Source organism: Actinoplanes sp. NPDC019969 (genome assembly GCF_055562375.1).
In genome coordinates, this window is sequence record NZ_JBVHFK010000020.1 from 1 (window position 1) to 21893 (window position 21893).

21 protein-coding genes are annotated in these 21893 nt (G+C 72.5%); all 21 read right to left on the minus strand.

Going from position 1 to position 21893, the window contains the following annotated elements:
• Positions 1-21: 21 nt before the first annotated feature.
• Entirely contained in the window at positions 22-396 is a 375-nt protein-coding gene (locus ACZ3II_RS39915) for a hypothetical protein (RefSeq protein WP_465525392.1), read from the minus strand.
• An 86-nt stretch (positions 397-482) separates the two neighbouring features.
• A complete protein-coding gene (locus tag ACZ3II_RS39920) occupies positions 483-1346 on the minus strand; it encodes a hypothetical protein (protein WP_465525394.1) in 864 nt (287 codons plus the stop codon).
• Positions 1347-1413: 67 nt separating this feature from the next.
• Positions 1414-2505: a DUF4314 domain-containing protein gene (locus tag ACZ3II_RS39925; protein ID WP_465525396.1), complete on the minus strand. Its 1092-nt coding sequence runs from the start codon at positions 2503-2505 to the stop codon at positions 1414-1416.
• Between the two features lie 206 nt (positions 2506-2711).
• Entirely contained in the window at positions 2712-2999 is a 288-nt protein-coding gene (locus ACZ3II_RS39930; protein WP_465525398.1) for a hypothetical protein, read from the minus strand.
• A gap of 178 nt (positions 3000-3177) precedes the next feature.
• A complete protein-coding gene (locus ACZ3II_RS39935; RefSeq protein WP_465525400.1) occupies positions 3178-4200 on the minus strand; it encodes a VldE C-terminal domain-containing protein in 1023 nt (340 codons plus the stop codon).
• A 112-nt stretch (positions 4201-4312) separates the two neighbouring features.
• Positions 4313-4537 carry a hypothetical protein gene (locus tag ACZ3II_RS39940; RefSeq protein WP_465525402.1) on the minus strand — a complete coding sequence of 75 codons (225 nt, stop codon included), beginning with the start codon at positions 4535-4537 and terminating at the stop codon, positions 4313-4315.
• Between the two features lie 648 nt (positions 4538-5185).
• Entirely contained in the window at positions 5186-5872 is a 687-nt protein-coding gene (locus tag ACZ3II_RS39945) for a diguanylate cyclase domain-containing protein (protein WP_465525404.1), read from the minus strand.
• A gap of 89 nt (positions 5873-5961) precedes the next feature.
• Entirely contained in the window at positions 5962-6756 is a 795-nt protein-coding gene (locus ACZ3II_RS39950; protein ID WP_465525406.1) for a hypothetical protein, read from the minus strand.
• 110 nt (positions 6757-6866) lie between these two features.
• Positions 6867-7703 (minus strand): hypothetical protein, encoded by an 837-nt coding sequence (locus ACZ3II_RS39955; protein ID WP_465525408.1) that lies wholly within the window; start codon positions 7701-7703, stop codon positions 6867-6869.
• A gap of 242 nt (positions 7704-7945) precedes the next feature.
• Positions 7946-8284: a histone-like nucleoid-structuring protein Lsr2 gene (locus ACZ3II_RS39960; protein WP_465525410.1), complete on the minus strand. Its 339-nt coding sequence runs from the start codon at positions 8282-8284 to the stop codon at positions 7946-7948.
• A gap of 57 nt (positions 8285-8341) precedes the next feature.
• On the minus strand, positions 8342-9250 hold the full coding sequence (locus tag ACZ3II_RS39965; RefSeq protein WP_465525412.1) for a DNA-processing protein DprA: 909 nt from the start codon (positions 9248-9250) through the stop codon (positions 8342-8344).
• Positions 9251-9473: 223 nt separating this feature from the next.
• Positions 9474-10076 (minus strand): hypothetical protein, encoded by a 603-nt coding sequence (locus ACZ3II_RS39970; RefSeq protein ID WP_465525414.1) that lies wholly within the window; start codon positions 10074-10076, stop codon positions 9474-9476.
• Between the two features lie 14 nt (positions 10077-10090).
• Positions 10091-10945, minus strand: a complete 855-nt coding sequence (locus ACZ3II_RS39975) for a hypothetical protein (RefSeq protein WP_465525416.1) — start codon at positions 10943-10945, stop codon at positions 10091-10093.
• Between the two features lie 97 nt (positions 10946-11042).
• A complete protein-coding gene (locus ACZ3II_RS39980; RefSeq protein ID WP_465525418.1) occupies positions 11043-11339 on the minus strand; it encodes a hypothetical protein in 297 nt (98 codons plus the stop codon).
• Between the two features lie 129 nt (positions 11340-11468).
• On the minus strand, positions 11469-12812 hold the full coding sequence (locus ACZ3II_RS39985) for an NAD(P)/FAD-dependent oxidoreductase (RefSeq protein WP_465525420.1): 1344 nt from the start codon (positions 12810-12812) through the stop codon (positions 11469-11471).
• 519 nt (positions 12813-13331) lie between these two features.
• Positions 13332-14099 (minus strand): hypothetical protein, encoded by a 768-nt coding sequence (locus ACZ3II_RS39990; protein ID WP_465525422.1) that lies wholly within the window; start codon positions 14097-14099, stop codon positions 13332-13334.
• A gap of 442 nt (positions 14100-14541) precedes the next feature.
• On the minus strand, positions 14542-15429 hold the full coding sequence (locus ACZ3II_RS39995) for a replication-relaxation family protein (RefSeq protein WP_465525558.1): 888 nt from the start codon (positions 15427-15429) through the stop codon (positions 14542-14544).
• A 329-nt stretch (positions 15430-15758) separates the two neighbouring features.
• Complete coding sequence (locus ACZ3II_RS40000) at positions 15759-18236, minus strand: type IV secretory system conjugative DNA transfer family protein (RefSeq protein ID WP_465525424.1); 2478 nt, start codon at positions 18234-18236, stop codon at positions 15759-15761.
• A complete protein-coding gene (locus ACZ3II_RS40005; RefSeq protein WP_465525560.1) occupies positions 18233-20020 on the minus strand; it encodes a VirB4 family type IV secretion system protein in 1788 nt (595 codons plus the stop codon). Before ACZ3II_RS40005 ends, ACZ3II_RS40000 begins: the two co-directional genes overlap by 4 nt.
• Positions 20021-20028: 8 nt before the next feature.
• The gene (locus ACZ3II_RS40010; protein ID WP_465525426.1) at positions 20029-20982 is read right to left on the minus strand and encodes a PrgI family protein; all 954 of its coding nucleotides are present in this window, start codon (positions 20980-20982) and stop codon (positions 20029-20031) included.
• Positions 20979-21872 (minus strand): hypothetical protein, encoded by an 894-nt coding sequence (locus ACZ3II_RS40015; RefSeq protein WP_465525562.1) that lies wholly within the window; start codon positions 21870-21872, stop codon positions 20979-20981. The genes ACZ3II_RS40010 and ACZ3II_RS40015 overlap by 4 nt, the downstream gene beginning before the upstream one ends.
• Positions 21873-21893 lie beyond the last annotated feature (21 nt).

Sequence of the window (21893 nt, forward strand, 5' to 3'; positions counted from 1 at the left end):
GGTCCACGATCTCTGCGGTCATCACTCACAGTGCCCATCCCGCCGGATCGAAGTCCGGCGAATCGGGCCAGAAACACCGTTCGTGGCACAGTCCCGCAGGCGGTGCAGATTGCTCGTGAAGATGTCGAGGTTCTCGATCTCCTGATCGCTGTCCGGGGCGAGTTCCGACCGCATCCAGTCGATGGGGTGGTGCAGCAGCCGCAGCTGGAACTCCGCTGCGGTGTAGCGTGCCGCCGCCGCGATCCAGGCGAGGACCAGTTGCGGGTGTTCGGCGAAGGTCTGGTCGAGGTCGCCGTTGTCGGTGATGGTGTAGCCGGCATGTTCGGTGAGGTCGGTGAGGACTTGATCGATGGTGGCCGACTGCGGCACCGGCCGCAAGTCGTAGTTCTCGAGCACGATCCGTTCCTTTCGCGGTGACATACAGAGAGCCACGGCCGGATGGCCGTGGCTCTGCGGGGCGGTGTAGGGCTGGTCGTACGCGGTCAGTCGGCGCGGGTGCCGGGGTCGGCGCAGCGCGGCGGATACGGCAGCGCGTCCTGCGGGGCCGGTTCCAATCGGACGCGGGCCGGGTCGATCTCGGTGATCGCGTAGCCGGGGACGGTGGGTCCGATGTCGCCGAGAGCCACCAGGTCGTACTGGTAGGGGGCGTGCAGGTCGTCGCGGACGACGTACAGCTGGTCCGGAGTCTCGTCCCGGTGCTCGGGGTCGATGATGTGCACCAGGGAGCCCAGGCCCGGCAACGCCGCTCGCTCTTGCCGGTCGGTGATGTGGGCGGCGACGAGCGCTATCTGCCAGTCGGCGGGGTCGGCTGGTGCGCCGGTCGGGCCGCGGTGCCCGTATGCGGTCAATGCCGCTTGTACAACGGTGCGCAGGCCGGTGGAGACCTCGCCGGATGTCGTCTTGTCGAGTGCTCGAAGTCCGTAGAGGCCGTCGGCGTACAGGTCCGGGCTGGTCGTCTCGCGTACGGGGGTGAGGTGGTCGCCGGCCGGGAACCGGAAGTGTGGGTCGAGCAGCCGGGGCAGCGGGATCAGGTCGCCGGGATGCGGCGCCCACTGGCCGGTCGGGGCGAGGACGGTGCCGCGGCTACGGCCGGCGAGTTCGGCGTCGCCGCACCTCAAGCAGTTGTCGGCGGCCCGGCCGGTGCCCGTGCAGTCCGGGCAGTCGCGCCAGTTGGCCGGGTCGCTGCGCGGGTCGTAGCCGGGGTCCCAGGCGCCGGTGAATTCACCGCCGAGCCGGTAGCTGTTGGCGGGCAGGAAGTGCAAGGGTGCGGCGAGATGCGCGCTGATCGTGTCGATGGTGGCGCTCGCCGGGACGAGCACCGCGACGATGGAAGCGATCGTGGTCATCGAGGATTCCTCTCTTGGCGTGGTTGGGCGGTGCTGGGGTGCCGGGTGCCGGGAGTGCGGCGCGGCGTCACCACGCCTGTTCCTGGCCAGCGGCCGGCAGCTCACCGACGAGGCGATCGCAGGTGGCGGGGTCGACCGCGTCCCAGCACAGGTTCATGGACCGCACCGACCACCGGCCGTCGGCGCGGGCGGTGCTGCGTTCGATCGCTTGCGGATCGCCCTGCCTGCTCCGCTGGTCGACGACAAGCGTGTCGCCGTCGAAGTACATCCGGCCCCAGCGCAGGTCCAGTTCCCGTTCCTGCTCGGCCGGGGTGAGCCCGCTGTCACGGTCGGCTTCGCGGTCGGCGGCCCGGTCCGCGAGGATCTGTTCGGCGACCGGCCGGTCGCAGGCGAACACCACCCACCCGTTCCAGAAGCTCTCGAGGACGCCGACGAAGCCGACCCGGTAACGGACCGGCCCGTCGTCGTCGGTGAGGTACCACTCGCCGGAGAACACCCCGTACCTGCCGACCCGCATGACGTTCGGGTGCAGGCGGGACAGGTCGCGGCCGTCGCCGGTCGGGCTCACCACCAGCCGGCACTGCTCGGCGACGTGCTCGAGCAGGGCGGTGTCGTACGCCTTGATGTAGGCGTCGAGGGCCTGCTCGTGCTGCTGCGGGGTGACCGTTACCTCCGGGGGCACGGGCATGCCGTGGCGCAGGGTGAGCAGGTCCAGGCCGGTCGGATGCTCGGTGAAGGGTTCGTCGCGGGCGGTGGACATCGGCAGCTCGTCGATCATGTCGGGGCAGTCCTCTGCGACGTCGAGGAGTGCGTTACGGGCGGCCGCCTTCGGATTGCGCAGGGCGTTCGCGCCGATGTGGTGGCGGCACCACCAGTCAGCGGCTTCCCGCCCGGCTCGCTCGCCGGCGGCGCGGACCGCGTCGAGGGCCTGCTGCCAGGACAGGCCGGTGCCGGCGGCGGGTACCCAGCTGGAGGTCAGCCGGATGAGCCGCGTCGTGGCGGACAGGGTTTGCCGGTTGCCGTCGTCGAAGTCGACGACGAGGGTCTGCTGCTGCGGGTCGAAGCTGTGGACGGTGCCCTGCGGGCCGTGCCCGAAGGTGCTGGCGATGTCGCCCTCGATCACGGCGGCGACGCGTTGTCCCGAAGCGAAGGGTTTCACTGTGGTTCTCCCATCACGTGGTGGAGGGTGCGTTCGGCGCTGTCGTTGCCGGTACGCAGAGGTGGCTGCCCAGGTGGCCGCCGATGTGCGGCCAGTGCTGGTGGCCGTCGCTGTTGGGCTGTGGTCTGGTGATGGCGAGCGGCCGGTCTCCGGCGCCGGGGCGGCACGACGTGCTGCGCCGATGGCAGCGCAAGCGCCGGTGGGGCTCAGGGCGCAGCGCTGCCGTCGGTGTGACGGCGCAGGATCAGCCGCTGGCCACGGCCGAGACCGAGTCCGACGCCGTGGGTTCTGAAGCAGTCGTCGCACATGTAGGCCCAGGGGCCCTGCCGTGTCGCGCCGTCGTAGCTGGCGGCGGGAGCCGCCGTGTCGCGGCTGGGACGGTGGAAGGCGCACGGCGGCAGTTCGGCGATGTAAGCGACGGCATCACTGTCGGCTGGTCTCGTGCCGCCCGCTCCAGGTGGTTCGAGGGGATTCGGTGGGGTTCGGTTCACCATGGGGTTCTCCTTCGCGGATCTGAGCGAACCGCGCCGGTAGTACGTCGGCGCGGTGTCCCCGTGTTCTCGGGCATTGGCGGCTGGCAGGCCGGTGGAGAGCAACGCGGGTGCCGGCGAGGTGGCTCAGTGACCGCCGTGCGGCGCGGGTCGGCGTTGCCGCGCGAGCGGTCGGGGCGGGCTAGTTCATCGAGATGTGGACATGATTGGTGTGCCAGCCGCTGGCGTCGTCGCCGCCGAAGGGGTTGTCGTAGGCGTGCCAGCCCCGGCCGTTGGCAGTCCAGATCATGCGGAACCAGATGACGTACCGGATGCCGAGCGCGTCGGCGTTGGCGACCGCCCAGGCGGCCATCGCGTCGCCCATCGCCTTCTGGCTGCCGGTGGCTTGCTCGCCGGCGGTCACCATCCAGTCGCAGGCGCGGCCCTGCGGGTGTTCGCCGTGGTCATCGACGCGGAAGCAGCGGGGATCCGGGAACCCGGCGGCGGTGGCCTGGCGGACCAGGTGCAGCGTGCGCGGGGTCAGGCAGCCTGCGCCGGTGGTCGGATCCGGTCGGATGGCGCATCGTTCGTGCGGCCAGGAGCCGTCGGGGTTACGCGGGGCGGGGACGGCTGTCCCGTTCCCGGTGCAGACGATGTCGGTGCCGGTGATCGCGGCAACGACCTGGATGGCCTGCGGCTCCCATTTAGCGTAGGCGTCCGGGTAGGCGCTGATCTGCACCGTCTGCGCTGCCCGGGTCAGGGGCATCGTCTGCCAGCCGGCAACGGCCAGCAGTCTGGTGTAGAACAGGGTTGCCGCGTACTGCGGATCCTGCAGCTGGGCGGGTGTGCCCCAGCCTTGGCTCGGGCGCTGCTGGAACAGCCCGATCGAATCGCGGTCTCCGCCGGGCAGGTTGTTCAGCGAGGATTCCTGCATGGCGGTGGCCACCGCGATCACGCGACCACGCAGCGGGATCTGCATCCGCTGGCCGACCGCGACGATGACCGCCGCGTTCGTGATCTGCTCGGTGCTCCACGCTCCGATCGGTGTGGGCGACATACGTGTGCCGCCGCTGCCGGATGCGCTAGAACCGGTCGGTGATCCACCAGCGGGCGGGCAGTTCGCCGGCGCGCCACCGCCGAGCATGCCGGCCAGCAGGCCGGAGCAGCCCAGCAGCACGACGATGACCGTGACCACGATTCCCGCGATCGCCCGGGAGATCACCATCGGTCACCACTCCTGGCGGTTCCTTTGCCCGGCTGGGCGGCGGCAGGTCCACCCGTCGTGAGCGGCCCGCCTCGTGGCCGATCCGGGTGCGGGCCGACCACGAGGCGGCGGCTCATGACGCGAGTGGCACGGTGCGGACGATGCAGGCACCGATGGCACGCACGGTGACGGTGTCCTCGCCGGGGCCGAGCCGGTGGATCCGTGGGGCGTCCACGTCAACGGTCGCGGGTAGCGCGGCGACGGTGACCGGTCGCGGCGCCCGGACCTGCGTGCGAGCGCGCAGGTCAACGGCGGTGCGGGCGTATCCGGCGAGAGTGTCATGGGGCACGAGGTTCATGGCTGGTTCTCCTGTTGTCATGGGGTGGCGGTGGGCCGCCGGAACGGGGCGAACACCGTCGGGTGAGTTGTGGCGTCCACTGCGGTGGTGGGCTCAGGCGCCTCGATGAGCGAGGCGAGACCGCTCGGTCCACCGGGCACGGCGGCGCGCCCTCGCGCCGGATGCCGATCCGTCGGCGGCGGTACCGGGCCAGCCGGGATGCGGCGGGCCTCTTGGGCGGCGGCGTGTGCGGTGCGGGCGGGACCGCAGGGTGCCCGCTGGCCGGGGCATTGCAGATTCGTGCAGAGGCCGTCGGGTCCGGCCTGGTGGGCTGCGGCGACGGCTGTGGCGAGCGCCGACAGCCTGCGGTCGTGGATGTGGTCTGATCCCGGGCTGTGGAAGGGACGTGACGGGTCCGTGTGCGGGTGGTGGTGCGGTGATGCCATGGGCGGTGACCTCCGTCGGCAGGCGTCGGGCAGGGTGACGGCCACTGCCTGGTATCTGGCCGGCGAGACGTCTTTCCTGGCCAGGGCACCGAGCTGCGACCGCGATCTGATCGACGCTTGCCTGTGAATGAAGGTCAAGTCGGCGGCTTGCGGGGCGCGCCGGGCCGAGGGCTTCGCGTCCATGGATTCCGGAGGCGCGTCCCGGGCCGGTAGGCATGTGAGGTCAGGTGGGCCGGGCGTCGCGGCACCGGCGGTGACGCGGCATGGTGGGCGGGTCGGTGGCCGCCGACCGGTCGCAGACCCCGCCGCCGGCTTGTTTGGCCTGGTACATCGCGATGTCGGCACGGCGCAACAGGTCGCGTGGCGTAGCGCCGTCGGTGGCGTAGCCGACGCTGGCGGCGACCGGCCATGCGGTGCGGTCGTCAATGAGGATCGGGCGGCCGGTGATCGCCCGCCAAGCGGCGCGGGCGCAGGCGGCCGTCTGTTCGGCGTCGCCGTCGACGATCAGGGCGAACTCGTCGCCGGAGAGGTGGGCGGCGAGCTGGACGGGTGCGCGCAGGTCGGCCAGGCGCATGCCGACGGCGGCGAGCAGGTCGTTGCCGGTCTCGTGACTGAAAGTGTCGTTGACCGTTTTGAAGCCGTCGAGATCGATCATCACCACCCCGGCCGGTTCACCGGAGCGCAGTGCCTGCTGAAGGTGCTCGAGGAAGGCGAGCCGGTTGGGCAGGCCGGTGGTGGCGTCGCGGCGGGCCAGCCGTTCAGCCGTCGTGGCGCGATGCTCAGCGGCAGTGATCCGGTGCCGCGCGGTGTCGAGCTGGGCGAGGAACCGGTACAGCGTCGCGGCGGTGACGGCGAAGCCGGCCAGGACGCCGCCGAGGGCGGTGAGGATAAGAGTCCAGGTGGATGACAATGGCGTGGCTCCTTCACCAGTAAGGAGCACCGGAGCGGGCGGGTCCTGCACGACTGACGCCCGCTCCGGGCTGTCAGATGTATCCGGGTTCAGCCGTCGTCGGCGATCCGGAAGGTTGCGGCCTTGCGGTCGTCGATCCGCACGGCGGTGCCGGCGGCGGCGAGGTTGTCGAGGGCGTTGGCGACGGCGCCGTGACTGGCGGCCGGGTAGCCGGTGCCAGCGTCGGCGTGGTCGATCGCCTTCTTCAGTTGATCGACGGTGTACTCGCTGGCCGGGGCCGCCTGAAGGATGTCCAGCGCTCGCCTTTTCAGCGCCCCTTTTGGGCGCCTGATCTTGGCCGGTGCGCCAGCGGGGCTCCCGGCCGCGGGAGTGGGATGCCTGGTCGTCTCGTCCTTGCGGGATTCACCGGCCGTGTCGTGGGGGTCTGTTGTCGCCTGCGGTGAGGCGATCGTGCCGCTGTCGGCCGCGATGGCGTCGGGTGGTTGCGGCACCTCGCTGGCGTCGTTGCCGGCCGGTGCGGGTGCGGGCGGCGAGTCCGGGCCTGTTGCCGGTGTGTCGGCTGCGGGCCCGGTGTCGGCGGTGGCGGGCGTGGCCGCGGCGGTGGCCGGCTGGTCGGCGGTGAACTGGGAGGGGGTCGCGGTGCTGGCGCGGCCGGCGGCGGTCAGCCGCCACATGGTCTGCCCGTTGTGCCGGACCCGCTCGGCCAGTCCGGCGGCTTCCCAGGCGCGCAGTTTCGGGTTGACGGTGGAGTAGCCGATCCCGACGCGCTGAGCGATGGTGGCGGGGGTGGCCTGGCCGAGATCGGCGATCGCGGCCAGGACAGCGAGGTTGGTGTTCGCCGGAGGGTCGTCGGCGGGTACGCCGGCAGAGGAGTCGTCGGTCATCGGTGTTCCTTCCCTGGTGCGGCGGTGGTCGAGGGATGCACTGATCCACCCTTCGACCAGGCGATCGATCAAGTCGGATGCGGGGCCGGGGCTCGGGATTGGTGCCGCGGTCACCGGTTGTCCAGGCGGAACCAGGTCCAGAGGTGAGCGCCGAGGGCATACCGGCCGTCGGGGTCCGGGCCGATCACGTCGTAGCGGCGCGCGCTCGTGAGGCCGCCGCCGATCTGCTCGCCGTACACCTCGACGCGGTCACCGGCCCACCGCAGCAGGGCTTTGGTGCCGGGCTGGTAGCCGGCGGCGTGACGGACCTTGTCGAGGTCGGCGATCATCTGGGTGACGGTGGCGGTGTCGAAGCGGGCGAGCACACCGTGATGCCGGTTGTGGTAGCCGTCGGCGACCAGCGCCGGGTATCTGCCGCTGCCGGTGTGCGGTACGCACGCCACGGTCGTCTCGACCCAGGTCACGTCGTCGGGGTAGCGGCCGCCGTGCTGCTCGTGCAGATCGAGGCGGGCGAGGCTGATCACGCGGCTGCGGCCGGTGGTGTCGAGGCTGAGCCAGTGCTTGTCCCGCGATGCTGCGAGCAGCCCGTAGACGAGGACGGTGTCGCAGTCCGGGCCGAGCAGCGGAAGGTAGCCGCCCCGGCCGGAGTCGATGCCGCTGCCGGTGGCACGGGCCCGCCAGGTGTGGGCTCGGGCGACGTGCGGCTGACCGTTCTCGTTGTGCCAGCCGGGCACGCCGTTGGAGGTCAGCGTGTCGCCGCCGGGTCCCGATTGCCAGGTCAACGCCGGGGCGAGCGGAGCGAACGTGGTCAGCTGGGCCTCGGTGATCGCCAGCTGTGGTGTGCCGACGGCGTGCATCGCCAGCGGTACGACGTCGTCGAGGTGGAACCAAAGCCGCCTCTCAGCGTCGGCGGGCGGCTGCGGGCGGGGTGTGGTGGGCAGGGTCATGGCGTGGACTCCTTGCGGTGAGAAGGGAGTCCGGGCACGGCCGATCACGGCCGCGCCCGGAGACTGCGAAAGGGGGGACGCGCGGAACGCGTCGGGGCCGGGCGTCGGCCGCACAGGGGATCTAGGAGAGGTGCTGCGTCATACCGAACCCACGTCGCTGACGCGGGACGGTGGCACCCGCCGGCAGGCGCCCGGCGCACCGGTGTGACCAGTGGGGCTGGCGGCTCTGCCGGTGCGGCCGTTTAAGGCTGCTGGGCGGCATGGAAGGCGTCTTTCACCTGGCGGGGGATGTTGCCGTGCTCCTTGAATACCGGCAGGTCGTGGGATTGCTCGTTGGCGGCCCACCAGCCGCGGATGGTGCGGGCTATCGGGCTTCGAGCGGCGGGCGTGGCGGATCTGTTCTTCGGTAGCCGGCGTGCCGCCGCGAGGTAGGGGCGTAACGCGGCGACGAGGGTGTCGAAGTTGTGGTCGGCGAGGTCGATCTCGTAGTCGATGCCGTCGAGGGCGAGCCGGTGGGTGGCGACGTTGGTGGGGGTGCCGTCGAGGTCGTCGACCAGGACGTGACTGACGCGGGTGGCCATGTGTCTCTCCTTTTACGGGTTGATCGGACTGAAGCAGCCGTGGGGTGGCTGGTCTGGTCAGAACGGCTTCAGGTGGGACAGGACATCGTCGGCGCCGGTGACCAGCCGGTATTCGGGTCGGCGCAGCAACTGGTGGCAGCCGGCGGACAGGTGCGAGGTGACCGGCCCGGGAACGGCCATCGCGGGTCTGTGCAGCGACGCCGCGGTCGTGAGGGCGACTTTCACAGTGCTGCCGATGGCGGCTTCGACCAGGACGCTGCCGCAGGTCAGCGCACCCATGAGGCGGGTTCGGACGTGATGCCGTTCGGCGGTGGGGGTGCTGCCGGGCGGGTACGGGCTGACCAGCAGGCCCCGCTCGGTGATCCGGTCGAAGAGGGCGGTGTGCCCGGCGGGGTACGGCCGGTCCACGCCGCCGCCGAGAACCGCCACGGTGACACCGTCGCGGGCGAGGACGCCGCGGTGGGCGGCGGCGTCACAGCCGAAACTTCCCCCGGCCACGACGGTCCAGCCGACGCCGGCGCAGCCAGCGGCGATCTCGGTGGCCACGTGGACCCCGTAGCCGGTGGCGGCGTGGGCGCCGACGATCGTCACACTGCGCTGCAGGGCCGCGGCGAGGTCCGTGTCGCCGCGGGCCCACAGCGCCAGCGGCGGCTGCCAGTCCTCGTCGGTGGCCGGCGTGTCGAGGTGGGCCGGCCAGTCCGGGTCGGCGGGGATGACCAGGCGTGGCTGGCCTCGGCGAGCGGCGTGGAGGGCCCGGGCCAGCGGGAATTCGAGGTGGTCGAGGATCTCCCGTTTCGCGGTGATGAGGTGCCGGTACGCGTCGACGGGCCCGTGCCGGCGGATCAGGTCGCGTGTGGCGGGGTCACCGCAGGGGGTGAGGGCGGTGATCGCGGCGAGGGCGAGCCGGTCGTCGCCGTCGCGGATGGCGAACGGCCCGGGTGCGGAGCCGGAACGAGGTGCGGCCATGACGGAATCCTCTCGATGAGAGCGGGTGGAATCCGGGCACCGCCAGTCGGCCGTGCCCGGGGTGCGCGGGTCGCGCCAGGTGGCCGGGCAACGGCCGGTGTCTGCGAGGGTCAGGGGTCCACGGTGGTGCGGTCAGGTCGCCGGCTGGGCAGCGCTGTCGCGTCGGTGCCCCAGACCAGTACCCGCGGATACGGTCTCGCCCGGTAGGGCGGGATCGGTGCGGTCAGTGGCGATCAGCGGTCAGGTGGGCGGGACGCTCGGTGACGTCGATCCAGCGCCCGGCGTCTGTGGCGGTGTCCCAGAGTTGCCACCACGCGAGTTCGTGCGGGGCGAGTTGCGGATCGCCGAGCAGGTGGGCGCGTAGCCGGTCCCGGTCGGCGGCCCACGCGGGTGTGACCTCGGTGGTGGCGGCTTCGGTAGCCCAGCCCATCGGTCCGCCCAGGTCGTGGTCCTCCAGCAGGCGCAGCAGGGTGTGGCCGCGCTTGGCGGCCCGGGCGATGTCACGGCCGGTCTGGTACTCGGTGACGAGGTCGCCGAGCAGCCATTCCAGGTCGGGTGTGATGCCGTGTGCGATGGTGCAGCGGGCGGCGAACGCCTGGAGGGCGGGTACCTGGGTGTGGTGCCCGTCTGCCCTGTTGGGGTGGAAGGTGTCGGGGCCGCCTCTGCCGTCGTTCTCGATGGTGCCGATGGTCGTGCGGTTCAGGCGCAGCGTGGCGGTGAAGGCGACACCGTCGTGGGTGCGGCGCTGCTGGTAGGAGGTCACCGTGTATCCGGCGTGGGGGACGGTGAGGCCGCTGTGCGGCAGGTGAAGCGGTGCAGGCTGCATGACGGGTCTCTCCTTCATCGGATGAGGCGGGCGGCGTTCGTCGCCGTGGGGTCGGTGGCGTGCCGCCACGGCCACTCGTAGGCGCCAAGCGGGTAGCGGCCGTCGCGGTCGGGGGTGAGGTGGTCGGTGGTGCGGCGCGGCTGCACGTGGCCGGGGTCGAGCCGGTACACGATCAGCAGGTCGCCGTCCCAGCCCAGCCCCACGTGGGCGCGACCGGCCGCCGATGCCTCGGCCGAGGCCCGGCGGCCGGGCCGGGTGTGCAGGTCGTCGGTGATCTTCTCGACGGTGTCGGGGGTGAAACGAACCAGCAGGCTGCCGTCGTCGCTGGTGTAGCCGTCGGCGATCCAGCCCCCGTAGGCGCGGCCGCCGACCTGCGGGCAGGTGACCTGGCCGGGATACCAGCCGGCGTCGGCAGGGACGAGTTCGTCGCGATTCGACACCAGGTGCACCCGGGAGGCGTCGATCAGATGCCGGTCGGCGGGGTCGATGTCCACGGTGAGCCAGCCTTTGCCGCGGCCCTGCCCGGAGCGCAGCAGGTCGATGATCGGGCCGGTGTTGCCGCCGCCGTCGGTCAGTGGAAGGTAGGCGGTGGTGTAGCCGTCGCGGCCTGCGGTGTGGTAGCCGCCGTGCGGGTCGCGCCATCCTCGGGCGATGGCGGCCAGGGGGGTGCCGTTGCTGGCGTACCAGGCCGGCAGGCCGGTGGAGGTGAGCAGGTCGAGCGAGGCGGTGCTGGTCCAGATCAGCGCGGGCCCGGCGAGGCCGGCGCCGACGACGGGGATGCCAGTGGCGGGTTCATGGTCGGCGCAGTGCAGGGCGTGTTCGGCCAGGGGCACCACGTCGTGGGACCGGAACCACAGTCGATGCGGCATAAGGATCGAGTCCTCCAGTGCTGGTAGCGGGATGAGGTGAGCGAGGGCGGGACCGGGTTCGCCCCGGGGAGGGCCTGAACCCGCGTTACGGGGCGGGTCATGTCGGCCGGTGGGACGGGGTGAACGCGAGCCCGCCGTCCGGCAGGCGGCAGGCCACCAGGACACCGGCGTGGAGGGCGTCGATGAGGGCGAGGTCGAAGGGCAGGCCGCCGGCGTCACTGCCGGGATGACGGCCGGTGGCGACTATCGCGATCGCCTCGTCGGCGGTGAGCAGCTGCGCGCCGGGCGGCAGCGGTGGCAGATCGGCGGCCGGTGGTTCGGTGACACCGTCGCGCGGTGCTGCATCGTCGGCGGTCTGCTCGGCCTGCTCGGGCGAAGGCGGGGATGCGGTCACGGATTTCTTCTTTCTCGTTGTGCGCTGGCTGGCGCCCGCGCGTCGGCGTAGCGCCGGGTTCTCGGGCCGGTGATGGGGGCGGCTGCCGGGAGACGGCCGTCCGGCTTCGGGGACGATCCGGTCGGGTGATCACTGATCCAGCGGCGGCAGCGTCGCGGCGAGAGCGGCGGTCTTGGCGCCGAGCCGGAACATCGCCACCGCGTTGCCGGGCTGATCGGCGATCCCCATGGCCCGCTCCTGGGTGGTGAACGGCAGTTGGCCGTGCGGGCCGATCCGGAAGACCGGCAGGTCGCGGTACTTGCGGGCGACAGGGCCGGCACCGGCGACCGTGTACAGGTCGCAGCCGTCGGGGCCGCCCAGGCCCTGGATGAACGGTTCCTTGGCGCCGGTGCAGAGCACGGCCAGGTCGTAGCCGATGCCGTCGATGAGGGCTCTGCCGGGAAGGTTGACGACGCTGGCGCGGCGCGGCACCACGCTCAGCCGGCGGGTGCCGTAGCGGTCGGAACGCAGGTGCGGGCCGATCGCCTGGTATCGGCCGCGGATGTCCTGCTGCCACTGCGGGCAGCTGGTCGGCAGGTCTTCGGCGTACCAGTCGATGCGCTGGACCCAGTCGAGGGCGGCGGCGGCCATGAACGGTTGCGGGGCGATGCCCAGCAGGGATTCGACGGCGCATTTGCCGGAGTCGCCGCCGCCGACGACGGCAACGCGGCGTAGTCCTCGCAGAGGCCAGGGTCCGGCCATGCGCTGCAGAAACTGGCCGAAGTGGAGGATGGTGGTGCCGTTGGTGAGGGGGCCGTCGGCCGGGTCGCCGAGGCCGCGGGCGTCCAGGACGCGGGTGGCCTGCACGGTGGGACGTCCGTCGAGGTCGAGTTGCAGGCGGGCGCCGTAGTCGTCGGTGACGGCGGTGACGGCGGCGTTCGGTACGACGTCGGCGAACTGGGCCAGGGCCAGCCGGATGACGAAGGCCATGTCGGTGTTCGTCTGGTACTCGGTGGCGGACACGTTCGCTGCCTGGATCGGCGCGCCCGGCAGGTGGTTGGGGCTGGCGGTCTGATCGCCGGCCAGTCCGGGGCCGCCGGGGCGGTTGCGGGAGTTGAGCCAGAACACCGGCCGGTGGGTCATCGCGAAGGTGCCGCCGACGCGCGGGCCGCGTTCGAGGACCAGCGGTCGCGGGTGGCCAGCGAGCACGCGGGTGGCGGCATAGACGGCGGCGTGGTATCCGCTACCGATGATCACCTCGCGCGCTTCGGTGGCGTCGAGGGTGTCGCGCTGGCGGGGTTCGCTGGCCCAGTAGGTGTCCAGGAACCGGTCGGCGATCTCGCGGCTGGCCGGGTCGAGGGCGATCCCGGTCAGCTGGGCGGCGGTCGGGTGCGGGAAGTCGGCGGCGCGGTCGTTGATCAGGCGCGGACCGTCGGCGGGGGTGGACGCGACGGCGGCCAGCAGGTCCGCGATCGGCGTGGAGGGCTGGAACATGGTGTGGGTTCCTTTCTGGTTTGCCCGGTGGTTCCGGCCTGCTCGTGGCGTCTGCCGGAGGACGGGAACCGGGCAGACGGTGGCTTGAGAGGCCCGGCTTTCCGGGGGAGGTGGCGGCGGGTCGCCGCAGCACGGGGCCGGCTGGCGCCCGTGGGAGGTGATGGGTGGGGGGAAGAGGGATAGGCGGCTGTGTCGCCGGCCGCGGCTGGAGGAAGCGCCCCGGCCCGGGCCACTGGCCTGCTGTTCACGAGCCGGGACGGTGGCAGGGCAGTGGGCTGGTGTTCGCCGCTACCGGCCGGCGCGGGGTCGTCTGCCCATCGCCAAGGTGCCGCTGTGTGGGCGCCGGGGTTGGCGGCCGGTGAACGGCGGCGCGGGCGTTCGGTCAGGTGGTCACCGGCTGGCCGGATTCCGCGTCAGGTGGCGGAGCGAGCGCCGGTTCGAGGTGGAGCCGGTCCGGGCTGCCGTGTCCCTGGGGTGCGGGGGTGTGAGGGCAGCTACCGGACCGGTCCGCGGGGTGTTTCAGAGGGTGACCGCGACGAGCCGCTGGCCGGTGTTGTCGATGCCGGCCAGGTATCGGACGGCTTGCTCGAGGTAGGTCATCCGGTCGGCGAAGGTGTCGCTGGCGGGTGCCAGGTGGGCGCCCTCGGCGGTGAGCAGCGCGTCGCCGCAGATCGCGGTCATGGCGCTGTAGTGCTGGTAGGCCGCGGGTCCGGCTTGCAGCATCTCCAGTTCGTCGATCGCCAGTGGCGTGCCGACGGTGGCCGCGTTGTGCGCGCGCATCGCGCTGATGCGGGCCTGCTGCCAGAAGTCGGCGGCGGCCTGCTCGTAGCTGTACTTGCCCGGCTCGCTCAGGTGCCGGGTGTGGAAGGTGACCCACGGCTGTGCGGGGCGGGTGCCCTGTACGGCCTGCTGCCACAGCTGGTGGCGGATGCCCGCACCGACGCCGGCGGCGTGCCGCAGGCCGGTGAGATCGAGCAGCCGAGCCGGTCCGCCCGCGCACCAGAGGGGCTGGTTCCTGACGGCCTTGGCGCGGCCGATCAGGTGGCGCAGCTGCCACAGGTGCAGGTGGGGGTTGGCCCAGTACCGCGGCCGCAGGGTGCCGGAGACACCGAAGTGCCGGTCGAGGTGGTGAGCCGTCAGCGGCTCTCGGGACAGCTCGTCGGGCAGGGACACGATCATCGTGGTGATGGTCGCGGCCGGCCGGACCGACGGTTGTTCGTTGGCGGCAGCCGGTGCCGGCGGGTTGGGCACGCGCCGGCCGTTGCGGGCCGCGGTGTTAGTGCGCATGGGTTCCTCCCGGGGTGTGGCGTGCTGCGGGCACGCGGAAGTGACCGGCCCACCGGGTGCGTGGGTCGGTTCACAGGGGGTTGAGGGATTCGGTGCTGCTGGTGCTGTGGTGCGGTGCGACCTGCGGGTCGCCGCGCGGCGCGGGCGCCGACCGGCCTCGCAGGGGAGGGCGGTGGGTGCGGGCACCGGTGTGGATGCGGCGGTGGTTCCCCAGGGCGGGACCGGACCGGGTGGAGCGATATGTGAGGTGAGGTGTTGCCGGAAACGGTAGCGGCCGTCTCTGTCAGGACCGGCCGCGCCCATGATCGCCGGAATGTGCTCTGACCTGTGCTGTCGGACTGCGGTGGTGCGGGTGGCAGGCCGGTGTGCGGGTTCTGTCAGACATCGCGGGCCCGCCCGGGGTCGCCCGGAGGGCTTGCGCCGCGGGACCGGGCCCTGGCGGCTACAGCGGGGTGGCGCCGGTGTAGCGGTGCGGGTTCGTGGCCGGGCTGTCGGGGCCGTGGTCGGACGGCAGTTCGTGCAGCCACCGGCGCGCCGTGGGCTCGTGGGTCAGCGTCCAGGCGGGCCCGGCGGGGTGTTCGGCGTGGATCCCGGTGGCGACCGGCATCGCCAGGCGCACTCCGGCCAGCACGTCGAGCAGGTGTTGTTCGCGGCGGCGGCCGGGGACGCGCAGCAGTACCGGGTACCGCGGGCCGTAGGCGGCGAGTTGCTCGTAGGCGCGCAGCTTGCGCAGCACGGTGCCGATGGTCTCGGTGCCGTTGTCGTGTTCGAGGAAGAACCCGACCTGCCGGCCGCCGCTGTCCCAGACGCCGTGGCCGTCGGGGCGGATCCCGGCGCGGACGTACACGTTGGTGGCGTGCTGTTCCGACCACCACCGCCGCAGCTGGGCGTGCGGGTCGGTGCGGGTGTAGGAGTGTAGGTCGATGAACAGCTGGTTGGTGCCGAGCAGATGGGGCAGGCGGCGGCTGCCGATGATGCGTTCGGTGCGTTCGACGGCGGACCGTGGTTCCCGGCCGTCGGCACGCAGCGGATCGTTGTACTGGGTCGGGTAGACCACCGTGCCGAGCGGGCCGAGGGTGTAGAGGTACTGACGGTCGCCGGTGGTGACGTCGACGAATCGGGTCACCGCCTGCAGGGTGTGCAGCACCGCCAGCCGCAGCCGCGCCGCGCGCGGGGACGGGAACAGCGCGGCCGTGATCTGGGCGGTGCTGAGCACGTAGTGCTCGGCGAGCCAGGCCAGCAGGAGATGGTCGCGGCCGGTCAGGCGGCGCAGCCGGTCCAGGCGCTCCAGCCGCGCCGAGGCCCGCACGGGACGGACGGAGGCGGGCAGGCGCGACGCGGCAGACGACGCCGGAGGGGAGACGTTGGAAGCGGACACGAGGGTGCTCCTTCAGGCGGAAAGGGTTGTCCCTCCGGTGGAGGGGTGTCGGAGTTCGCGCGGCGACGCCGGGCGGCGGGCTCGGCGGCGGGTGCTGGGCGAACACGGCGCGAGCCGCCGGTTCTGTCGGCGGCATCGGCGACCGGTGGTGAAGGGCGGGTGAAGCCACGACGGAAACCCGGCCGGTGATCGATAGGCCCCGATGGGGACTGCCCAGCCGGTGTTGACAGACCGGGGCCGCTGGGCAGGGCGGGGTGTGGCCGCTGACGGTTCGCCCGGGGTCAGGTTCGCGGGTTCTCGCTGTTGGCTCCGCGCCGGCGGCGGCCGTCGTCGGACGGGGCCGAATACTTCTCCACGAGTTCGTCGATGGCGCTGGTGTCCTGTGCCGACACGCGTGCGGCGGCGGCCTGCCGGATCGCGGTCGCCTCTCCGACGACCGGTTTCGGTGGGCGGGTCTTGAAGGTGAAGGCTGGGGTCTGCCGGCCGTCGACGATGAGCCGGGCGGCGGCGGTGTAGGCGTCCAGGTGCGCCAGATCGTGCTCGTCGAGTTCGGGCATCGTGTGCCGGGCCAGGACGCGGGCGTCTTCGGGCGCCACCGAGAAGAAGATCTTGTTGCGGGCGTTGGCGGAAGCCGCCGCGAGGAGGTCTTTCGGGAACTGGGCCAGGTCCTGGTGCGCGAGGACCATGGCGAGCCGGTACTTGCGGGCTTCGGCGAGCATCGTGTCCAGCGACGAGGCGAGGGTGAGGAAGTTCTGCGCCTCGTCGATGATCAGCGTGGCGTCGCGGCGCCGTTGTGGCGCGACGCTGGCGCGGGCGGTAGCGGCCTGCCACACCTGGGCCAGGATCAGGCTGCCGAGCAGTTTGCTGGTGTCCTCCCCCAGCTGGCCTTTCGGGATCCGCACCAGCAGCGCGCCGCCGTCGAGGATCTTGCCCATGTCGAAGCTGCTGCGCGGGTACCGCATGGTGCGTTTGACGAAGTCGCGCAGCAGGAACGACCGCAGCCGGGCCAGCACGGGCCCGATCACCTGGGAGCGCAGCGCCGGGTTCAGCGAGTCGTACCACTGCCAGAATCCGGACAGCCCGGCCGGGTCGTCGAGTCCGACGGTCATCGCCGACCGGAACTGGGCGCTGTTGAGCAGCGGCGGGATGTGCTGCAGGGTGACGTTGGCATGCCGCAGCAGGGTCAGGCAGGCGACGCGCATGACGTCGTCCATCCGCGGCCCCCACGCCTTGGCGAAGATGTTGCCGAAGATGCTCACGATGTTGTCGACCACCAGATCCGGGTCGTCGCCTTCGAGCGGGTTGATGGTGGGCGGGTTGGGCTGGTCGGGGTCGAACAGCACCACCCGATCCGCGACGCTCGCCGGGAGCCGGTCGAGGATGTCCAGGACGAGGTCGCCGTGCGGGTCGATCACCACGGTGCCGCGGCCGGCCTTGATGTCGTCGACGGCCATGTTCACCAGCAGCGTCGTCTTGCCGGAGCCGGTCGAGCCAACCACATGCAGCTGGTAGCGGGCGTCCGCCACCGCGAGGGCGACCGGGTGGGCGCCGATCTCGGCGTCGCCGATCACCTTCGCCGCGCGGCCGCCGGTAGGAACCGCCACCGGCGCGGGCATCGACTTGGCGCGGGCCCGGTCCAGGCCGGGCACGGCCAGGTCCCGCGGGAGCGCGGCCAGCACCGCCAGTTCGGGGGTGGAGGCGAGGAACCCGGCGCCGAGGCGCCGGGCGGCGGCCACGGCCACCGGCCGGCTCATGCGGGTGCGATGCGCCAGCCGGTTACGGCCGGCGTAGACCGCGTACGCGGAGGCGATCGTGTCGGCGATGCCCCGCAACCGGTCGCGGGCGTGGGTGCCGCCGCGTTCGTTGTCCTTGGCCACGACGTAGCGGATGCCGACTGTCCACAGGCTGTGGACGGTCTTGTCCAGGACCGCGCGCACGTCGCGTTCCACGCCCGGATCCCGGCGAACCGCCGGGGCACTGCTGCGAGCTGGTGTGCCGCGGCCGGGCAGGAAGATCTCCAACAACCACAGCAGCGGCGCCGCCGGGTTGATCGCCGGGATCGCGGACGTGCCGTCGCGCAGCCGGCCGGCGGCCCGCCGCGCCCGGGCCGCCCGCCGGGGCGGGGCCGGGCGAGCAAGGACCTGCACGCAGGCATACTCGTCGTTCTTCAGTTGGGAGCCGGCCGACATCAACGGCCGCAGCGGGTCGTTGTCGTGGTCGGTGTTCCACGGCAGCCACTCCGCGGCCTGCGGCAGCAGGTGCCCGCCGGTGGCCTGCGGCACGCCGAGCGGAATCGGCGGCGCGCTCTGGCCGGTGGTGCAGGCCGCGCCGGGCCAGGCGGCGCGGATCGCGGCCTCGACCGCGCCGTGCGGCACGGTGCCGGGCACCCACACGCTGATGAGCAGCTGCCGGCCGGTCCAGCGGTATTGCCAGACCACGTGCGGGCTGCCGTAGCACCATCGCCGGCGGGTGGAGGGGGTCAGGGTGCCGTGCAGGTTCGCCCACAGCGCCGCGGCGCTGGACGCATCGACCTGCGGTGGCGGCGCGATCGTGACCAGGCGGGCGCCGCCGGCATGGTGGCGGTGCCGCCACCCGGCGAGGAGGTTCCGGCCCGCCGCAGAGGTCACGAGCAGGCCGGCGGCGATGCCGAGCAGCCAGGGCCGCTGGATGGTCCAGGAGGCGGCGTCGAGAATCCACTGCGTGGACACGCTCGGCGGCGCGATACCGGGCGCGGCCGGTGTTACCGACAGCGGGTTCACAGGCCGGTCTCCTCGTCGTCGAGGCCTGCCAGGTCGGAGGGCTTCGTCGTGGCCAGCGCGTGTTCGGCCCGCGACGCGATCGCCTCGAACGCGGTCCGCTGCGGCCCGGAGATCAACAGTCCGTGGCCGATCCGGGCGGACAGCAGCATGCGCCGCTCGCCGGCGGTGAGCCCGAACGCCTCGGCCACCGCGTCGATGGCCTGCGGCGCCTGCTTGAGCAGCACCTGCGTGGCGGCGTTGCTCACCACGGCCTGGCCCAGGCCGGTGCCCAGCACGTCGGCGGCGTCCTGGGTGACCACGGACAGGCCGGCGTTGCGTTTGCGGGCCGCCTTGCTCATCTTGAACAGGAACTTGGCGCCCTCGCCGTCGCGCATCAGCAGCCACGCCTCCTCCACGACGACCAGGCGCCGCACGCCGAGACCGGCCGGGCCGGGGGCGTCGACGCCGCGCCAGATCGCGTCGAGTGCCAGCAGCGTGCCGACGGTGCGCAGTTCGTCGGGCAGCTGCCGCAACGACCACACCACCAGGTGCCCGTCCGGGCGGGTGGTGGTCGCGCCGTTGAACAGCTGCGAGAAGCTGCCGTGCACCCACGGAGCGAGCCGGGCGGCGAGCTGGGCGGCGGCCGGATCGGGATCGGCGGCCAGGACCGCGGCGAGATCGGCCAGCAGCGGCGCCGAGCGGTGGTGGGTGGCCGGGTCCGCGGTGATCCCGGCCTGCCGGTACACCGCGAGGATGGCCCGGTCCAGGGCGGCCCGTTCGGCCGGCGGCGGCACCTCGGCCAGCAGCACCGCGATCAGGGTGTGCAGGAACAGGCCGCGGCGGGTGAGGACATCGGGCCGGCTGTCCCGGACCGGCAGATCAAGAGGATTGATCTTCACGCCGGGGGCGCCGAGCCGCACGACGGCGCCGCCGACGGCGTCGGCCAGGCGCAGGTACTCGTCCTCGGGGTCGACGACGGCGACCCGTACCCGCTGGTAGAGCTGGCGCAGCACGTCCAGCTTGGCCAGGTACGACTTCCCGGCGCCGGAGCGTGCCAGCACGATGCTGTTGTAGTTCTCCTGGCTCCACCGATCCCACCAGACGATGCCCTGGGAGTCCGGGTTGACGCCGTAGAGCACCCCGCCGTCGGTCGCGGGGTCGCCGGGCAGCGGCGCCGGCAGGTCCGCCGACGCCAGCGGGAACGCGGCAGCGAGGGCCTGGGTGTCCATGGTGCGGCGCATCTGCAGACTGTCGGTGGCCAGCGGCAGGGTCGTGGTCCAGCCGGGCAGCTGCCGCCAGGTCGCCGGCTGCACTTCGATCAGCGTGGACGCGGCGGCGGCTTTCACCTGGTCGCACGCCTGCAGCAGTGCGGTCTCGGTGCGGGCGTGCACGGTCAGGTACAGGCCGACACGGAACAGCTTCGACACCCCGCGGGCCAGGCGTTCGGCGAGGTCGGCGGCGTCGTCGGCGGCGGCCTCGACGTACGGGTCGGTCAGCTTGCCCGTGGCCGCGTCGGCGCGCCGGGACGACTCGAACCGGGCCCGCTGGGTCCGCAGCCGCGCCGCGGCGGTGGGGGCGGGGATCGGGTCGATGTACAGGGCCAGGTCCAGCCGGCCCGGCCAGGACAGCAAAGGTTCGAGCCAGGCCGGGCCGACCTCGGCCGGGTAGCCGGTGACCACCAGAGTCGCGACGTACCCGTCCCCGACGCGCAGGCAGCGGGGGGTCACCTCGACGGCGGCGGGGGCGGCAGTGGCCGCCAGCGACGAGATCCCGCCGCCGGGCGGCGGCGTGTGTCCTCGGCGGATGAATGTCTTCACGATCGTCTCCTCGATGGGGCCGGTGTGGGGCCGGTGATGACGGCGTCGGGCGCGGCCAGCCCGCCGGGCCGCGGCGGCCGGTAGGGGTCGGCCGCCGCGGCCAGGGCGGCGGTGGCGGCGGATCCGTCCAGGGCGCGGGTGGTGACACCCAGCCCGGACAGCGCCCGCACGGTGCCGTCGGCGCGGCGACGGGCGGCGTGCTCCCCGCGTTCGCCGGTGCCGGCGCGGGTGACGATCAGGACCTGCCGCCGCAACGGGTCACGGCGTTCGGCGAGATCGTGCAGGAACCGGGCGTGGTCGGCCGCCGCGGCGGCCAGCGCCGGATGGGGCATCGTGTCGGCGGCCGCGGCGAGGGTGCGGGCGTGGGTGGGCAGGTCGACCGGCTGCGCCGACACCACGATCTGCGTGGCCGTGGACAGGCTGTTGAGCCACCGGCCGAACACCCCGACCAGGGCGGCCTGCTCGTCGCCGGTGCGCAGCGCGAGGTTCACGCTGGTGACGGCGACCATCGCCGCCCGGCTGCCGCCGAGGACGATCTCGCCGTCGCCGGTGATCGCGTCGGCGGGCAGCCGCAACGGCGCCGGCAACAGGACCTTCCCCGCCGGCGGCTGGACCCAGTCGGGAACCTTCGCGGTGGTGTCGGTGGTCGACAGCGCCCGCGGCGCCCGGCTGTACCGGATCGCCGCGAGCAGCCACCCGTCCAGGGGCAGGCCGTCCCGGCGGCCGACGGCGAGCCCAAACGCCAGCGCGGCGACCACGACGCCGCCGGCGAGCAGCACCGGCACCGCGACGAGATCCCGCAACAGCCCCCAGGCGCCGTAGCCGCAGACCGCGGCGACGGCCAGGATCGCCAGCTGACGGAAGGTCAGCCCGTAGGCGACCTTGTCGGGAGCATCCACGTCGGCCGGCATCCGGGCCCGCACCACGTCAGGATCACGAGGCTCGCTCATCGGCGCCTCCGGATGATCGGCAGGGCCCGGGTCAGCTGCTGCACGACCACGACCCGCACCACCGCGCCGAGGAACCCGTTGGCGCGGCCACCGTCGGCGGCGTACCGGCCGACCAGGCCCGGCACCCGCACGCAGAGCCACAGCAGGACCATGACGATGAACAGGTTCAGCACGCTGCCGGGCTCGACCGGCAGGCCCAGCTGGGGCAGCAGAGCCGCCGGGTCCAGCAGCATCCACTGGGCGGCGAACAGCACGAATCCCTGCAGCAGCGGGACGGCCAGAACCCCGGCGAACGAGCGCCACCACAGCCGGGCGATCGGGTCGGTCTGCGGTAGCGCGTGGCAGGCCAGGGCGATCGGCGCGGCAGCGGTCAGCACCAACGCGACCGTGATCCGCACGATCGCCGAGCAGAACGTCGCGGCCGTCAGAAACAGGATGATCGCCAGGCAGATCAGCATCAGCAGGCCGCCGCTCTCGCCCGCGGTGGTGATGTGCCGGCGCATCGCCTGGAACGCGCCGTCCCGGTCGAGGTCCCGGTCGGTCAACGCGGCGGTGACCGCATTGACCAGATCGATCATCCGGCCGGCGATGAGCTGCGAGAAGTGGGCGGTGATGAACGCAACGACACAGCGCGGCACCAGTTCCTTGACCGTGTAGCGGGACCTCTCGTCCCCTTGATCGGTCATGGTCAGCACACCGGCGGCCAGGAACACCAGCACGAACGTCGTGTCGACGATCCAGAGGGAACGTCCGGTCAGCGCCTGCACCTGCGGCAGGCCGGTGACGTTCGGGGTAACCAGCAGGAAGTCCGTGATCAGCCCGATCATCGTGGTGAGGCTGTCCAGCAGCAGCCTGGCGAAACCGTCCAGGATGCCGTCGAGCCAGCCCATCGGGTCGAGCCAGCCCATCGG

Bases quoted from the DNA above. Each gene is read 5' to 3' on its own strand.
- ACZ3II_RS39920 (WP_465525394.1), bottom strand. From the start codon at position 1,346: ATGACCACGATCGCTTCCATCGTCGCGGTGCTCGTCCCGGCGAGCGCC.
- ACZ3II_RS39930 (WP_465525398.1), bottom strand. From the start codon at position 2,999: ATGGTGAACCGAACCCCACCGAATCCCCTCGAACCACCTGGAGCGGGC.
- ACZ3II_RS39935 (WP_465525400.1), bottom strand. From the start codon at position 4,200: ATGGTGATCTCCCGGGCGATCGCGGGAATCGTGGTCACGGTCATCGTC.
- ACZ3II_RS39940 (WP_465525402.1), bottom strand. From the start codon at position 4,537: ATGAACCTCGTGCCCCATGACACTCTCGCCGGATACGCCCGCACCGCC.
- ACZ3II_RS39950 (WP_465525406.1), bottom strand. From the start codon at position 6,756: ATGACCGACGACTCCTCTGCCGGCGTACCCGCCGACGACCCTCCGGCG.
- ACZ3II_RS39955 (WP_465525408.1), bottom strand. From the start codon at position 7,703: ATGACCCTGCCCACCACACCCCGCCCGCAGCCGCCCGCCGACGCTGAG.
- ACZ3II_RS39960 (WP_465525410.1), bottom strand. From the start codon at position 8,284: ATGGCCACCCGCGTCAGTCACGTCCTGGTCGACGACCTCGACGGCACC.
- ACZ3II_RS39965 (WP_465525412.1), bottom strand. From the start codon at position 9,250: ATGGCCGCACCTCGTTCCGGCTCCGCACCCGGGCCGTTCGCCATCCGC.
- ACZ3II_RS39970 (WP_465525414.1), bottom strand. From the start codon at position 10,076: ATGCAGCCTGCACCGCTTCACCTGCCGCACAGCGGCCTCACCGTCCCC.
- ACZ3II_RS39975 (WP_465525416.1), bottom strand. From the start codon at position 10,945: ATGCCGCATCGACTGTGGTTCCGGTCCCACGACGTGGTGCCCCTGGCC.
- ACZ3II_RS39985 (WP_465525420.1), bottom strand. From the start codon at position 12,812: ATGTTCCAGCCCTCCACGCCGATCGCGGACCTGCTGGCCGCCGTCGCG.
- ACZ3II_RS39990 (WP_465525422.1), bottom strand. From the start codon at position 14,099: ATGCGCACTAACACCGCGGCCCGCAACGGCCGGCGCGTGCCCAACCCG.
- ACZ3II_RS40010 (WP_465525426.1), bottom strand. From the start codon at position 20,982: ATGAGCGAGCCTCGTGATCCTGACGTGGTGCGGGCCCGGATGCCGGCC.
- ACZ3II_RS40015 (WP_465525562.1), bottom strand. From the start codon at position 21,872: ATGGGCTGGCTCGACGGCATCCTGGACGGTTTCGCCAGGCTGCTGCTG.